Source organism: Flavobacterium sp. ACN2 (assembly GCF_002303885.1).
Lineage (GTDB): Bacteria > Bacteroidota > Bacteroidia > Flavobacteriales > Flavobacteriaceae > Flavobacterium.
In genome coordinates this window covers 203936-218454 of record NZ_MRCM01000008.1, presented here as the reverse complement: position 1 = coordinate 218454, position 14519 = coordinate 203936, and the positions used below count along the sequence as shown (strand labels likewise).

Here is a 14519-nt window from a genome sequence, read left to right as displayed (position 1 = left end):
TTTTTGATTAAAAATTATTTTTATTTTTAACGAGATAAAACCTATAATAATAAAATAAAAAACATGTTTTTATAAAACGTTTAAAATTAAGAAGGTCATAATTGCTCTTCTTAACTACAAAAAAGCTTAAAAGTTAAAACGTTTTTAAAATAGAATTAAATTATGGAGAATAGCCTCAATTTTATTGATTTGTTTGCCGGTGCCTCTGGTATGTCTGAAGGATTTATCAAAGCAGGATTTAACCCTGTATCTCATATCGAAATGAATCCTGAAGCTTGCTTAACGATAAAAACGAGAGCAGCATATCATTATTTAAAATCAAAAAATAATCTTGATTTATATTATAAATACATTCAAAACGAAATCACTTCGAGAGATTTTTATAAAGAAATTCCAGATGAAATTCTTAATTCTGTTTTAAATGTAGAAATTAATGATGATACAATTTCTGACCTTTTTGATAAAATAAAACAGTCTAAAAAACAAATAGATTTAATAATTGGTGGCCCGCCTTGTCAGGCGTATTCCTTATTAAGAAGACATCAAGAAGACATTGAGAAAGACCCTCGAAACAAACTATATATTCAATACGGTAGGTTTCTTAAAGAATTCAAACCAAAAGCATTTGTTTTTGAAAATGTTCCTGGATTATTAACTGCAAATAAGGGAGAACATTTCAAGAATTTAAAAGCATATTTTAGAAGGCTTGGTTACGAAGTACATCATGATACTTTAATCGCATCAGATTTTGGTGTTTTACAAGCTCGTAAAAGAATCATAATTGTTGGATGGCGAAAAGAAAATGATTTTGGATTTCCTGAATTTGAAAAAATAATTCATGATTATAAAGTAAATGATGCTTTTCAAGATTTACCTAAATTAAAGCCCGGAGAAGGTTTTAAAACAGTAAATTATACTCAAATCAAAAATGAATATCTTGAAAAATTCGAATTGCGAAATGGAGTCGATTTTGTAACACAACATATTTCTAGACCCCATAATTCAAGAGATTTAGCTATTTACAAAACTGCAATTCAAAAATGGAATAAAGGACAAGAAAGATTGCGCTATCCGGATTTACCTGAAGAATTAAAAACACATAAAAACGAAACAGCGTTTACAGATAGATATAAAGTAATTGATGGATTGGGAATTTCTCACACTGTTGTAGCTCATATCGCTAAAGACGGACATTATTATATTCATCCAGACGTAAAGCAATGTCGTTCTATTTCTGTTCGTGAAGCTGCAAGATTACAATCTTTTCCAGATGATTTTTATTTTGAAGGCTCCCGTTCAGCAGCATTTAAACAAATTGGTAATGCAGTTCCTCCTTTAATGGCTAATGCAATTGCTAAAAAAATGAAAGATTTATTATGCCAGAAATTTTAAAAGAGAAACACTTCAATCCAAAAGCTCATATTTTAACTTTACTTGGAAATGAATTAATAAAGAGTCCAGTAATGGCAATATATGAACTTGTAAAGAACAGTTATGATGCCGACTCTACAAAGGTTAATGTTAGATTTAGAGATATTGAAAATATTGAAAAAGCAGTAATCATTATTGAAGACGATGGTATTGGAATGACCTCAGAAATAATTGAAGATGTCTGGTTAGAACCTGGCTCTGATTTTAGAAAACCTGTCGACAAAATAACAGGAGAAAGGACAATCATAAAATCTCCTATATTCAATAGAGTCCCTATGGGAGAAAAAGGAGTTGGCAGATTCGCAGTACACAAATTAAGCAGTCAAATATTACTTATCACTAGACCAGTTCTATTAAAATTCAAGCCTGATTCCAGAGAAATTGAAAGTAAAGAGTTGGCTAACTATGAGATCCAGCTTTATATTGATTGGAAAGATTTTAGTCAATCTAAGCATTTATCAGATGTTCCGATTAAGTGGAAGATTAAAAATGATATTCAAGATTTTAGATTTAAAGAAAAGGGAGGTACTTACATTAGATTAAGTGGTCTAAAAGAAACTTGGACTAAAGGAATGGCTCGTGAGTTAAAAGGCCAAATAATATCGATGCTTTCTCCTAAAATACAAGAAGATGGCTTTAAAATTAATTTAAATCTTGAAAACGATTGGTTAATTGATTTTCCATCAGTTAATTCAATTCTTGAAGCTGCCCCCTACAAGATCAGTGCCTTAATTGATTCTTCTTACAATCTAAGCTTTGAATATATTTTCACATTAAAAAACAATTCTAACATTGGATCTAGGATTATATTAGATAACCCTCAATACGATACAAATATAAAAGGTGATATTAGACCACATTATAGAAATTATCTCGAAAAAAAAGAATATAGTGATAATGCAATAGAAGATTTAATGACCGTTTTCGATCAAAACAACTTGTCAATTGGAAACTTGTTTTTTGAATTTTATTCTTATGATCTGGATCCGGTCTCTTTGAGAGACTATACTAATGATCCAAAAGTTCTTAGAGAAATTTTAAAACTACATTCTGGGGTAAAAGTTTTTAAAGGCGATTTAAGGGTTTATGATTACGGAGAACCAAATAACGATTGGTTAGGGTTGGACTTAGAACGTATTCAAAACAAGGAATGGTTTTCAAATAACCAAAATATTGGTTACATATATTTAGATTCTGAAAATTCTGGTGGTTTAATTGAAAAGACTAATAGAGAAGGATTTATTAAAAATGAAAGTTTTGATTTATTTTATATCATCATAAAATACTTATTAACGGAATTTAAATCTACTCGTTTAGTTGATAGAACCAAATGGTTAAATCATAATAAAAAACATTCATCAAATTTATTCGATTCCAAAATAAATAATTTTAAAACTCTTTTGGAAGATTCAGATTTAGATAATGAAGAAAAGAAAAAGAAACTTTTAGAAGAAGCTGAAAAGCTAGAAGAAAAATATGAAGAAGATAAAAATATATTACTGATTCCTGCTGGTGTGGGAATGACTGCCTCAGTTGCTCTACATGAAATTGAAAAGCTCGTTCCTAGAATGGAAGAAACAGTTAATAACTCTGTGATTGATAAAATAATAATTTCTGATCAAGTAAATGAGTTAAAACAATACACAGATGGCATTATCTCAATATTACGAAAAGGAGGGGATAAACCTATTAGTATTAAAGAATGTTTAGAAATTGCTTTTTCTAATTACAAACTTAAAATGAGAGTTAGGAAAGTTAGTTATGAACTTTGCTTAGATGACTCCTTGAATATTATTAAATGTGACAAAAGATATTTCATAACAATGGCTATGAATATCATAGACAATAGCATTTACTGGCTAGATACCACTTATGTTGATAACAAACAAATCTTTGTAAAAACCTATAAAGAAAATGATGCAATTTGTTTAATTTTTGTTGATAATGGTCCTGGATTTAAAGATGAAATTACTGATCTTGTAAGACCATTTTTTTCACGAAAAGTAGAGGGCATAGGTATTGGCTTATATTTAATTGACACTATTATGATGAAGTATGGAAAAGTTGACATCATTTCCAATAATGATAAGTTAGAAGAATTAGAAATTCCTGCCCAGTTCAGAGGCGCTGCATTAGTTTTAAAATTTAATAAAGAACAAGCATGATAGAGTTTGGCCCTGTAATAGCAATTGTAGATGATAAAAAGGACGAGGTTCAAGGAATAATAGACTATTTATCATCCCAAGATATTGGTTTTAGATATTTTGATGCTGATATCGACGAAAGTAACTTTCCTGAAAAACAAATTGAATCTGTAGAACTGATTTTTCTTGATTTATATTATTCTTCAGCATTTGATCCATACCAATGTGCACAATGGATTGATGAAATTATACCATCTAAAAAACAATATGAGCTTGTTGTTTGGTCAAGAGATAGTCATAGAACCGAAGAATTATTATCCGTTTTAACAGAAATCAACAAATTTCCTAGATTTTGTATTACCAAGCAAAAAAGCGAAATTTATGAAACTCCTGATGGAATTCAAAAATTAATAAATGAGGTTAAAAATGAAATAAATGAAAATAAAAATGTGAGAGTGGATGAATTTTTGGCTGAAATAATAGATTTTTCTGAAGAACACGTAATATTAAATTGTTTAATTGATCAAAAATCAGATTTTTTTCAAATTAGAAAATTTGAAAAAACGCCATTAACGCATTTTTTAAAATTTGATGTAGGAACAATTTTAATGGTCAAAGTAACAACAAGTAAAGGAGAAAGATTATTTGAATATATAGAACAATTTGAAGATTATTCAGATCTATTTGAACAAAAAAATATTTTTGATAAATTTAAAGATTCGCCTTTAACCAGAGATTAAATTTATTATGGTAAAAATAACTTTTAAAGATGTTGGACAAGGTGACTCAATTCTTATTGAATGGCTCACTAAAACTAAACAATTAAAACTTGGAATAATAGATTGTAAAAGTAAAGCCGGAAAAAATCCAATTCTGGAACATATTATAAAAGAAAACATAAAAGAAATTGATTTTATAGTACTTTCACATCCCCATACAGATCACTATTCAGGAATGACAGAATTATTAACTTTCTGTTCAGCGAATAATGTTAGAATAAATAAATTTTGTCATACGCTTAAAGACATCGAAATAGAATATTGGAAATATCTAGAACCAAACATTACAAATTCAACCGAATTATTCAAGGTTTTCGAAATAGTCCTGAACAGTTATAATAAAAATTTACAAGAAATCATAAAGTTAGATTTTGACTATAGAATTTACTTAACGGATGAATATTATTTACGTTGTCTTTCTCCTTCTCATTTTGAAAAGGCGGAATACATCAGTACTTTAGGCTCTATTCCTGAAAAAAACAGAATGAAAAGAAGTAGAGTTGCGAATCTATTATCCACTTTATTTAAACTTAAACTTGATGACAAATTTGTTTTATTTACGTCTGATGTTGAAAAAATAACCTTTCAACGAATAACACAAAAGAATCTAGATTTATTTACCGACAAAACTAACTTACTATCGCAAATACCACATCATGGATCTGAAACAAATCATGAGCCAAGCTTTTGGTCAGCTCTAAATAAAATCAACCAATGTTGTGCAATGGTATCTGCTGGCGAACATAAATCCTATAACCACCCTCATTATGAAGTAGTCAATTACTTTTACAGCCTTGGTTATAACGTTGAATCTACAAACATTATCAATGGCATGAAACAGCATGTACTTGACATTCAATTGAAATCTTTAGCATTAGATTCTGACAGTCTAATAGCAGAAGAATTCTATGTTTCGGGTGATAAAGTTTATGAATTTTAAAACCCGATTATCAAAAATGATATTCATAAAGAATTGTGATACTTAACTTTTATAAATTCAAAACAAAATAAACTGAACATTAATCAAATAAAAAAACAAAAAAGCCAGTCCTTCAAGTGGCTTTTTATATTTCTTAATCAATCACCAAATAAGGATCAAGAATTTCTGCTAATTCATTTAGCCAATAGAAACCATCTTCAATATTTACGGTTTCAGTTTTCATAAATCCATCTTCTCGTATTGCATTTAACGCAATAAGGAAATTTACTTGCCTAATGGTTTTTGCCATACTTTTGGAATCAATTGAATTGTTGAAGAATTCAGTCAATCTCAATTCGGTTTCTTTTGAAAGGGTGTTTGTACTCATTCAGTCTGAGAGTTTAAAACTACATACCCATAAAACCAATAAACAAGTTTTTCCCTTAGCTTATTAGGTAACTTTTGGCCATATTGGAAATTACAAAATTGAAAAATAAATCAATTTAAAATTTCATAATATTTCCTTAACCTACTTGTCTTTTAGCTTTAAAATCGATAAGTTTGAGAATGAATCATTAAATTTTATTTGTTATGAAAGTACAAATCAACACCGACAAAAACATTGAAGGAAGTGCAAGATTAGAAAGTTATTTTTCTGGAGAAGTAGAAAAAAGCTTAGACCGTTTTCAAGATAAAATTACTCGCGTAGAAATTCATTTTGGAGATGAAAATGGAGAAAAATTCAGCTTGCATGACAAAAAGTGTGTGATTGAAGTTCGTCCCGTAAAACTACAGCCAATTACAGTTACAGAACACGCCGAAAGTCTTGAAAAAGCTTTTAGCGGTGCGTTGGCCAAAGCTAAAAAAACATTGACGAGCACTTTCGAGAAGATAAAAGAACATTAATTTTTTTTAAACCATATAAGTGATATAAGTTCATTTTAAGTTTACTGAAAAACTTATTTCATAAAAAAAGCGAAGCACAAAAATGCTTCGCTTTTTTTTATGGATAACAACAAGTGAAAATCTTAAATTAACTTATATCACTTATATGGTTTACTTTATTTAGGCAACGGTGCGCCAACTGCAATATCGCAACGGTGACCTGGTTTTCCGTGTGGCGGATTCATTCCCTCTGCTACTGTAGCTTCAGTACCTTCTGTACTTAACAAAGCTGGAACTGGGTTTGATGCTGGTGGAGTAACCGTAAAATTTTGCGTAACTGTTCCGCTTTGAGCGGTATTTGAAGCTGTTGTTGTTGTTGTTGTTGTTGTAGTTTTTGCAGGAGCAGAATTTAAAGGTGCTCCAACAGGAATATCACATCTATGTCCTGGCTGTCCGTGTGGCGGATTCATTCCTTTTGCTACTTTAACTGGCGCAGCAGTTGTAGTCGTAACCATTTTCTGCTGAGTCGGATTTACCTGAACGGTTTGTGCTTGAGTTGCCTGCGCTTGCTGTGTTGGTGCAGAATTTAAAGGTGCGCCAACCGCAATATCGCAACGGTGTCCCGGCTGTCCGTGAGCAGGGTTAATTCCTTTTGTATCGCTTAAAACTGTATTTGGGTTTGTTGCAGGTGCTTCCACCAGTGGTGCAGCAGGTTTTGTGGTATCTTTTGCAAGTCCTAATCTTACTAATTCAGAAGTTGCTGTGCTTGCTTGCGGTTCTAATTCCTTTTTACAGGAAATAAAAAGTAAAGAAGTAACAGCTATTGAGCTTAGAAGTATTTTTGCCTTCATGACTGGGGTATTTTTATTGAGAATCAAATATAGTGGTTTTTGAGATATTACACCATATAAGTATTGTAAGATAATTTAAGCTTTACTTTAGGATTGTAATTTGTAAAGAGTTTCGTTTTTATCTCTCGCAAAGTCGCAGAGTCGCAAAGTTTTTTTGTTTCACGCAGATTTTAAAAGATTTGAGCAGATTTTTTTTAGAAATTAATCTGCGTTTATCTGCCTAAATCTTTTAAAATCTGCGTGAAACCAGAATTATAAAAACTTCCATTTCCTTATATCACTTATATGGTTTAAAAAAAATTATAACTTTAAACTCAAATACTATATCTCATGAAAAAAACACTTTTACTTCTTTTATTCGTTGCTTCTTTTGCCAATGCACAAACAGACAAAAACAAAATCAATCAGACTTTAGATGCGTGGCATAAAGCTGCCGGCGAAGTAAAATTTGATGCTTACTTTAATACATTGGCAGACGACGCAATTTACATTGGAACCGATGCAACCGAGAATTGGACTAAAAAAGAATTTGCCGTTTGGGCAAAACCCTTTTTCGACAAAGGAACTACATGGAATTTTAAAGCTTTAGAGCGTCATATCTTTTTTGATAAAAGCGGAAAGATTGCTTGGTTTGATGAATTGCTAGACACACAAATGAAAATCTGTCGCGGTTCTGGAGTTTTGGTTAAAGTGGGGAACGAATGGAAAATTCAGCATTATGTTCTATCGATGACCGTTCCAAATGACGAAGTTGATGCTGTAACAAAGATAAAAGCTCCAATTGAAGACGCTTTGATTGCAAAACTTCAGAAAAAATAAAACATTTTACGGTTTTCTTATTATAAACGTAACTTTTTGAGCACTTTAGAAGCACTGTTAGCAGATTATTTTTAATTAATTCGGCAAAAACAGTGCTTTTTTGTAACTTTAGAATAAGATACTGTCAAAAAAACGAGCGGTATTTTACAAAATTCATCAAAATAAAAGCCACACCTCTATTTTATCAGCCTTAAAAACAAGAATATTTATTTTTTTCTAACTTTGACCCCAAAAAAAATAGGGTTAAACAAAGTATTTTAAAAATGAAAATAGAAAAACGCTGGATTATCTCCTTTATCATGATAAGCGTCGTATGTACGATAGGGGCTTTTTGGCCAACAGTTACCGAAAATAATTATGTTTTATCAGAATTTGGAACGACAGATCATATTGTTCCTGCCGATGTTGCCTGGATGCTTACTTCAAGCTGTCTGGTTTTAATCATGACACCAGGATTGTCTTTCTTTTATGGTGGAATGGTAGGAAAGAAAAATGTTATTTCGACCATGCTTCAAAGTTTTATCTGTCTAGGTGTCGTTACGCTTTTATGGGTTGTAGTTGCATTTAGTTTAGCTTTTGGAGAACCGGTTGGTTTTGGTTCTGGCGACCATTTTTACAGCTTTTTTGGTAATCCGACCACTTTTGCTTTTATGGATTATGTTGGCGTTCTGCCTCATAAACAATTGGCCAATACAATTCCGTTTATGCTTTTTGCTTTGTTTCAGATGAAATTTGCCATCATTTGTCCTGCGATTATCACAGGTTCGTTTGCAGAGCGCGTTCGCTTTATCTCTTATTTAGTTTTCATTAGTTTATTTACCATTTTTATATATGCTCCTTTATGTCACGCGGTTTGGTACCCAACGGGCATTTTAGGAAGTTATTTTGGTGTTAAAGATTTTGCTGGAGGAACTGTGGTGCACATGAGTTCTGGTTTTGCAGCTTTAGCCGGAGTTATTGTTTTAGGAAAAAGAAAAAACAGCCAGCATATTCCAACCAATATTCCATTTGTATTATTAGGAACAGGAATGCTTTGGTTTGGATGGTTCGGATTCAACGCTGGATCTGCGCTTGCGGCCAACGGAACTGCCGCTATGGCTTTTGCTACAACGACAACTTCATCGGCTGCAGCGATGTTAACTTGGATTTTCTTTGACAGAATGAACGGAAGAAAAGTTTCTGCTTTAGGTGCTTGTATTGGAGCTGTTGTTGGTCTTGTTGCCATTACGCCTGCTGCAGGATTTATTTCTGTCCCAGAAAGTATGTTCTTCGGTTTCATTACAGCTTTGGTTTCTAATACGGCTGTAAATTGCAAATATTCTAAAAGATTTGACGATACACTTGACGTTTTTGCTTGTCACGGTGTGGGAGGAATTATGGGAATGATTCTAACCGCTATTTTCGCTCACGGCGAAAATGCAAGTTTACTTCACGGCGGATGGAATGTTTTCGGACATCACATGATGGCATTGGTTCTGGTTTCAGTCTTTACTTTCTTTGGAGCTTATTTCTTGTTCAAAGTAACCAATTTCATTATTCCGCTAAGAGTTTCAGAAGAATCAGAACACATCGGATTGGATTTATCACAACACGATGAAACATTAGATCCGAAATCAAAACCAATTACTGAGCCTCATTACGGTTAACACATTATAGAATCGCAAGATTTGTTTTAAAAAAGACAACTCTTGCGATTTTTCTCTTTTTTAAACAATCCTACCGTTTATATTCCTTAATTTTGCGGAAAATTTTTGTAAAAGTGGGAAGTAAAAATAAACTAAAAAGATTCAGAGAAAACGAAACATTTCAAAACGTTTTTCAGCCAACCAGAGAAGAAGTTGTAGGCGATTTAATGCCTTTAAAAGGAAAATGGAACTCTGATTTCTTTAAAAATGATAATCCATTAGTTTTAGAATTAGGATGTGGAAAGGGAGAATATTCTGTTGGATTAGCAGAAAAATACCCAAACAAAAATTTTATAGGAATTGATATTAAAGGAGCTCGTTTCTGGCGTGGTGCAAAAACTGCTGTTGAAGACGGACTTCATAATGTTGCTTTCGTTCGTACTCAAATTGAATTGATCAATCATATTTTTGCTGAAGGCGAAGTAGACGAAATCTGGATTACTTTCCCAGATCCGCAGATCAAATACAAAAGAACAAAACACAGAATGACGAATTCTGAGTTCTTGAAATTGTACAAAAAAATCTTGAAAAAAGACGGTGTTGTAAACCTTAAAACCGATAGCGAATTTATGCACGGTTATACTCTTGGATTACTTCACGGAGAAGGTCACGAAGTTTTGTATGCCAACCATAACGTCTATAAAAACGAAGGAAGCCCAGAAGTTGTAACTTCTATACAGACTTTTTACGAAAAACAATATTTAGAAATTAATAAGGCAATTACGTATATTCGTTTCAAAATTAAAGACTAACTTTAATTTTGAAACCTTTATCTAACCGATTTTAATAACTAAATGACCTATCTTACCCCATTACTTTCAGGCTTTATTGCTGCAGCCATCGGGACTATTCCGCCAGGATTGCTCAACATGACAGCTGCCAAAATAAAAATGAAAGAAGGCAAAAAAAATGCTTTATGGTTTGTAATCGGGGCTGTTTTAGTTATTTTTTTTCAAGCTTATGTTGCTGTATTGTTTGCTCGCGTTATAGATAATCGACCAGATGTTGTAACCTTATTGCGTGAAGTTGGTTTTGTCATTTTTTCGATCTTAACTATTTACTTTTTGTTTTTTGCAAAAGATCCGATAGCAAAGAAAAAAACGAAAATCAAAAAGAGTAAAAAAAGCAGTTTCTTTCTCGGAATGTTACTTTCTGGATTAAACTTCTTTCCGATTCCGTATTATGTTGTCGTAAGTGTTACTCTGGCTTCATACAATCTTTTTACATTTCAAAACCCGATTATACTAACATTTGTATTAGGTTCTGTTCTTGGGGCTTTCGGAATTTTATACAGCTATATCGCTTTCTTCGGAAGAATAGAAAAGAAAACCGATTACTTCATGAGAAACATGAATACCATTATCGGGACCATTACTGGATTAGTAGCTCTAGCAACACTTTTTAATATCCTGAATTACTACTTCGGATAAATAAAACGAACCACTAAGAGATTAAGAAAATTAAGTTTTTATCTTTATTAACTTCATATCTTACTAGAAAAACATTTTAAAATGGCAGAGGAAAATTTTTTCGAAAGAGTTTATGTAATCGCCAGACAAATTCCGTTTGGAAAAGTTACTTCTTATGGTGCAATTGCAAAAGCATTAGGCACAGCTCGTTCCGCTCGAATGGTCGGCTGGGCAATGAGTGCCTGTCATAATATGGATGATGTTCCTGCACATCGAGTGGTAAACCAAAAAGGACTTTTGACAGGAAAACATCATTTTGACGGAACCAATTTAATGCAGCAGCTTTTAGAAAATGAAGGCATAAAAGTGGTCAACAATCAGATTGTAGATTTAGAAAAGCACTTTTGGAAACCGGAAGTTGAATCGTAAAAATCATTTTCACCATATAAGAGATATAAGTTCATTTTAGAAGAAAGAATTTATATTTTTATTTTTCTCTCGCAGATTTTGCAGATCTAGCCGATTTTCTTTTTTTAAATTCAAATCTGCCGAATCTGCAAAATCTGCGGGAACAAAAAAACTTTGCGACTTCGCGTCTTTGCGAGATTAAATGACAAAGTAAAACTTTAAATGAACTTATATCACTTATATGTTTCATTTTTCAAATCAAGCAAATCACAAAACTCGTTTTATCTTCATCAGTTTGATAGCTTAGATAACCTCCGTGTGCTTCTATAATATTCTTAGAAAGCGTTAAACCTATTCCGGCTCCGTCTTTTCTGGTGGTGAAAAACGGAAGGAAAACTTTATCTCTAATTTCAGCATCCACTCCTTTTCCGTTGTCTGAAATCACAATGAAAAAACGATTGTTTTCGGTATAGCTGGAGATTATTAATTTCTTTTCTGACTTCTCTTTTAAAGCATGAATACTATTGGTAATCAAATTGATAATCACTTGTTCCATCTGATTTTTGTCAATTAGAATAGAACGCGAGCTGTGAATTTCATTAATCAATTCAATTCCTTCTGCTTTCAAAATTGGACTCATAATTCGCAGACAATCTTCAAACAGCGCATTGATTGGTGTCATTTGTTTATTCGGCGTTGGAAGCATTGCCAGTTTGCGATAATTTTCCACGAAAAACTGTAAATGATCGCTCCTATTTATGATGGTCGAAATACTGCTTTTGATATCTTCAAAATCGTCATCTTCCAATTCATCCTGATCTACAATGTGGAGCAAATTCTGCGAAAGCGCACGAATAGGCGTTAAAGAATTCATTAGTTCATGCGAAATAATCTTCATCAGATTAATCCATGCTTCTTTTTCTTTTTTCTCAATAACGCGCTGGATACTATCTAGCAAAATGATAAAATACTCTTTGTCATAAGTCTGCGTAAGAGAAGTTTGCAACATAAAAGTCTGCAGGTCCTGATCTTCAATTTTGATTGAAATAGCGGTTTTTAATTCTGCAAAACCAACCTTTTCAATTTCACTGCACAAACTCGGAAGATAGTTTTTAAGGTATTTCCAATGACTTACTTTTGGCACTTTGAAAAGATTCGAAAAACAGTCGTTCATTATAAAAATGGACCAATCTTCATTTTCTTTTTCTAAGATTAAAGCAGCAGTATCAATACTATTCAAAATCGAACGATAGATTAATTCTTTAGAGATCTGCTCTTGTTTCTGAACCTTTAAAGTATCATATAAAAGATATAGACTATTAAAATTATCTTTTTTGTGCTCTTCTGGAAAATGGGCAGAAAAGTCGTCATGCAAAATAGAGTTGATCGTTTTGTCATAAAACAGCAACTGGTTTTTGACAAAAAAATACATTTCAATTAGAAAAATCAAAACAAAAACACCCACTAATAATGCATTGTATTGAAATCCTTTGTAAAACAATAATGCACTGCAAATAAAGAGCGCCATTACAAATACAACTCTTACAAATAACGCGTTATAAAACTTCCAATTCTTCATTTAATTATTTTTTTTACCACGTTTTTTCTAACCACAGATTAAAAAGATTAAAGGGATTTTTTTATCTGATGAATTTGCAAAATCTGCGTGAAACTAAAATTTAAGACAAAGCAAAAATCTTAATTCTTGCTTCTTCCTCTTTAATTCTTCAAATCGTATTTTTCTATTCTTCTGTACAACGCAGCGCGCGACAAACCAAGTTCTTCAGCCGTTTTACTGATGTTTCCGTTATGCTTAAAAAGTGCTTTTTCAATTGCGCCTTTCTCCATTTCCGATAACGGATTTTCATCATTCTCCTGAATTTCTTCGAAGTTCAGAATATCCAGATCCATTACAGAAATGGTATTGTTTTCTGCTAAAATCAAAGCGCGTTCAATTTTGTTTTCCATTTCTCGGACATTCCCTTTCCATGGATATTTTTCAAGATAGGATGCAGCATTTTCTTCAAAACGCCAATTTTCCTGATTGTATTTTTCGGCAATTTGTTCCAGAATAAAATTGGCCATCGGTACAATATCGTCTTTTCTTTCTCTTAAAGAAGGCAGATTAATCTCCATGGTATTAATTCGGTACAGCAAATCTTCACGGAACGTTTTATTTTTGACTTCTGTTTTTATATCACTGTTCGTTGCGGCAATAACACGAACATTCAGCGATCGCGGTTTGCTTTCGCCTAAACGCGTTACGGTTTTGGTTTGTAAAACGTGCAATAATTTAGCTTGAAGATGCAGCGGAATATTTCCAATTTCATCTAAGAAAATAGTTCCGTTTGATGCATTTTCGAAACGGCCAGCGGTATCGATTTTAGCATCCGTAAAAGCACCTTTGGCGTAACCAAAAAGTTCACTTTCAAACAGGTTATCGCTTAGAGAACCTAAATCTACATGTACAAAAGGCTCGTTTTTCCTTTCAGAATGCTGATGAATAAATTCGGCAAAAACATATTTTCCCGTTCCATTTTCGCCCAAAATCAAAACATTGGCATCTGTTCTGGCCACTTTTTCGGCAATTGAATAAGCTTGTTTTATTTTTGCTGAAGTGCCGACAAAATATTTCTTTTCGGCCTTCTCTGTTTTTTCTGAAGCTGTTTTTTTGCTAGTTTTTCTGCTTTCAGCGACTGCTTTATCAATAACTTCTATCAATTTTTCGTTATTCCACGGCTTTAACACATAATCAAAAGCTCCAATTTTAATACCCTCTACAGCGGTTTCAATTTTACCAAAAGCGGTCATTAAGATCACAATTGTATTCGGAGAAAGGGTTTTAATTTCTTTCAGCCAATGAATTCCTTCTCGCCCATCTTCAAAACCAATTCGGTAATTCATATCCAGCAACACCACATTTATGTCATTTTCGCTTAAGATTGAAATGATTTTTTTAGGACTATTGGTTGTAAAAATGGTCTCGAAATGTTTTTTAAGAATCATTTTTGCAGAAAAAAGAATTTCTTCCTGATCGTCAACAACTAATATTTGGGCTAGTTTTTTTCTCATGTGGTCTTTTTTCTGTCCGCTTCCGAACGGTCAACTGTTCATTATCGGACACTGCTTTTTAGAAGTGTTTTTTAGAGCCTCTTTAAAATCAATACTTTACAGATAATAAATTTTATG

14 protein-coding genes are annotated in these 14519 nt (G+C 32.4%); 10 read left to right on the top strand and 4 right to left on the bottom strand.

Translation table 11 applies throughout. The annotated features are described in order from the left end of the window. Nucleotides 1-162 precede the first annotated feature (162 nt). The 4 genes from BSF41_RS12110 to BSF41_RS12095 are packed head-to-tail and all read left to right on the top strand — an operon-like array spanning nucleotide 163 to nucleotide 5294. Complete coding sequence (locus BSF41_RS12110; RefSeq protein WP_095929751.1) at nucleotides 163-1392, top strand: DNA cytosine methyltransferase; 1230 nt, start codon at nucleotides 163-165, stop codon at nucleotides 1390-1392. Beyond that, a complete protein-coding gene (locus tag BSF41_RS12105) occupies nucleotides 1377-3596 on the top strand; it encodes an ATP-binding protein (RefSeq protein WP_095929750.1) in 2220 nt (739 codons plus the stop codon). The genes BSF41_RS12110 and BSF41_RS12105 overlap by 16 nt, the downstream gene beginning before the upstream one ends. Then, nucleotides 3593-4315: a hypothetical protein gene (locus BSF41_RS12100; protein WP_095929749.1), complete on the top strand. Its 723-nt coding sequence runs from the start codon at nucleotides 3593-3595 to the stop codon at nucleotides 4313-4315. Before BSF41_RS12105 ends, BSF41_RS12100 begins: the two co-directional genes overlap by 4 nt. A gap of 7 nt (nucleotides 4316-4322) precedes the next feature. Beyond that, nucleotides 4323-5294: a ComEC/Rec2 family competence protein gene (locus BSF41_RS12095; protein WP_095929748.1), complete on the top strand. Its 972-nt coding sequence runs from the start codon at nucleotides 4323-4325 to the stop codon at nucleotides 5292-5294. A gap of 133 nt (nucleotides 5295-5427) precedes the next feature. Here BSF41_RS12095 and BSF41_RS12090 read toward each other — a convergent pair whose 3' ends face one another. Beyond that, the gene (locus BSF41_RS12090; RefSeq protein WP_095929747.1) at nucleotides 5428-5661 is read right to left on the bottom strand and encodes a hypothetical protein; all 234 of its coding nucleotides are present in this window, start codon (nucleotides 5659-5661) and stop codon (nucleotides 5428-5430) included. Nucleotides 5662-5864: 203 nt separating this feature from the next. Here BSF41_RS12090 and BSF41_RS12085 point away from each other — a divergent pair, with 203 nt between their 5' ends. Further along, nucleotides 5865-6179 (top strand): HPF/RaiA family ribosome-associated protein, encoded by a 315-nt coding sequence (locus tag BSF41_RS12085; protein ID WP_095929746.1) that lies wholly within the window; start codon nucleotides 5865-5867, stop codon nucleotides 6177-6179. 155 nt (nucleotides 6180-6334) lie between these two features. Here the strand turns inward: BSF41_RS12085 and BSF41_RS12080 are convergent, their stop codons facing one another. Beyond that, entirely contained in the window at nucleotides 6335-7009 is a 675-nt protein-coding gene (locus BSF41_RS12080) for a hypothetical protein (protein ID WP_095929745.1), read from the bottom strand. Between the two features lie 330 nt (nucleotides 7010-7339). Here BSF41_RS12080 and BSF41_RS12075 point away from each other — a divergent pair, with 330 nt between their 5' ends. The 5 genes from BSF41_RS12075 to BSF41_RS12055 all read left to right on the top strand — a co-directional run bounded on the left by BSF41_RS12075 (nucleotide 7340) and on the right by BSF41_RS12055 (nucleotide 11351). Beyond that, nucleotides 7340-7828 (top strand): nuclear transport factor 2 family protein, encoded by a 489-nt coding sequence (locus tag BSF41_RS12075; RefSeq protein WP_095929744.1) that lies wholly within the window; start codon nucleotides 7340-7342, stop codon nucleotides 7826-7828. A 263-nt stretch (nucleotides 7829-8091) separates the two neighbouring features. Continuing rightward, complete coding sequence (locus tag BSF41_RS12070; protein WP_095929743.1) at nucleotides 8092-9474, top strand: ammonium transporter; 1383 nt, start codon at nucleotides 8092-8094, stop codon at nucleotides 9472-9474. Nucleotides 9475-9587: 113 nt separating this feature from the next. Continuing rightward, nucleotides 9588-10265, top strand: coding sequence for a tRNA (guanosine(46)-N7)-methyltransferase TrmB (gene trmB / locus BSF41_RS12065; protein ID WP_095929742.1), 678 nt, complete (start codon nucleotides 9588-9590; stop codon nucleotides 10263-10265). Between the two features lie 42 nt (nucleotides 10266-10307). Beyond that, nucleotides 10308-10943: a LysE family transporter gene (locus tag BSF41_RS12060; RefSeq protein WP_095929741.1), complete on the top strand. Its 636-nt coding sequence runs from the start codon at nucleotides 10308-10310 to the stop codon at nucleotides 10941-10943. 81 nt (nucleotides 10944-11024) lie between these two features. Continuing rightward, nucleotides 11025-11351, top strand: a complete 327-nt coding sequence (locus tag BSF41_RS12055; protein ID WP_095929740.1) for an MGMT family protein — start codon at nucleotides 11025-11027, stop codon at nucleotides 11349-11351. 232 nt (nucleotides 11352-11583) lie between these two features. Here the strand turns inward: BSF41_RS12055 and BSF41_RS12050 are convergent, their stop codons facing one another. Both BSF41_RS12050 and BSF41_RS12045 read right to left on the bottom strand, forming a co-directional pair. Beyond that, a complete protein-coding gene (locus tag BSF41_RS12050) occupies nucleotides 11584-12909 on the bottom strand; it encodes a PAS domain-containing sensor histidine kinase (protein WP_095929739.1) in 1326 nt (441 codons plus the stop codon). A 140-nt stretch (nucleotides 12910-13049) separates the two neighbouring features. Further along, nucleotides 13050-14402 carry a sigma-54 dependent transcriptional regulator gene (locus tag BSF41_RS12045; protein WP_095929738.1) on the bottom strand — a complete coding sequence of 451 codons (1353 nt, stop codon included), beginning with the start codon at nucleotides 14400-14402 and terminating at the stop codon, nucleotides 13050-13052. Between the last annotated feature and the right edge of the window lie 117 nt (nucleotides 14403-14519).

Excerpts from the sequence above, each read along its gene's own strand:
- BSF41_RS12110 (WP_095929751.1), top strand. The coding sequence starts at position 163 with ATGGAGAATAGCCTCAATTTTATTGATTTGTTTGCCGGTGCCTCTGGT.
- BSF41_RS12105 (WP_095929750.1), top strand. The coding sequence starts at position 1,377 with ATGCCAGAAATTTTAAAAGAGAAACACTTCAATCCAAAAGCTCATATT.
- BSF41_RS12100 (WP_095929749.1), top strand. The coding sequence starts at position 3,593 with ATGATAGAGTTTGGCCCTGTAATAGCAATTGTAGATGATAAAAAGGAC.
- BSF41_RS12095 (WP_095929748.1), top strand. The coding sequence starts at position 4,323 with ATGGTAAAAATAACTTTTAAAGATGTTGGACAAGGTGACTCAATTCTT.
- BSF41_RS12090 (WP_095929747.1), bottom strand. The coding sequence starts at position 5,661 with ATGAGTACAAACACCCTTTCAAAAGAAACCGAATTGAGATTGACTGAA.
- BSF41_RS12085 (WP_095929746.1), top strand. The coding sequence starts at position 5,865 with ATGAAAGTACAAATCAACACCGACAAAAACATTGAAGGAAGTGCAAGA.
- BSF41_RS12080 (WP_095929745.1), bottom strand. The coding sequence starts at position 7,009 with ATGAAGGCAAAAATACTTCTAAGCTCAATAGCTGTTACTTCTTTACTT.
- BSF41_RS12075 (WP_095929744.1), top strand. The coding sequence starts at position 7,340 with ATGAAAAAAACACTTTTACTTCTTTTATTCGTTGCTTCTTTTGCCAAT.
- BSF41_RS12070 (WP_095929743.1), top strand. The coding sequence starts at position 8,092 with ATGAAAATAGAAAAACGCTGGATTATCTCCTTTATCATGATAAGCGTC.
- BSF41_RS12060 (WP_095929741.1), top strand. The coding sequence starts at position 10,308 with ATGACCTATCTTACCCCATTACTTTCAGGCTTTATTGCTGCAGCCATC.
- BSF41_RS12055 (WP_095929740.1), top strand. The coding sequence starts at position 11,025 with ATGGCAGAGGAAAATTTTTTCGAAAGAGTTTATGTAATCGCCAGACAA.
- BSF41_RS12050 (WP_095929739.1), bottom strand. The coding sequence starts at position 12,909 with ATGAAGAATTGGAAGTTTTATAACGCGTTATTTGTAAGAGTTGTATTT.
- BSF41_RS12045 (WP_095929738.1), bottom strand. The coding sequence starts at position 14,402 with ATGAGAAAAAAACTAGCCCAAATATTAGTTGTTGACGATCAGGAAGAA.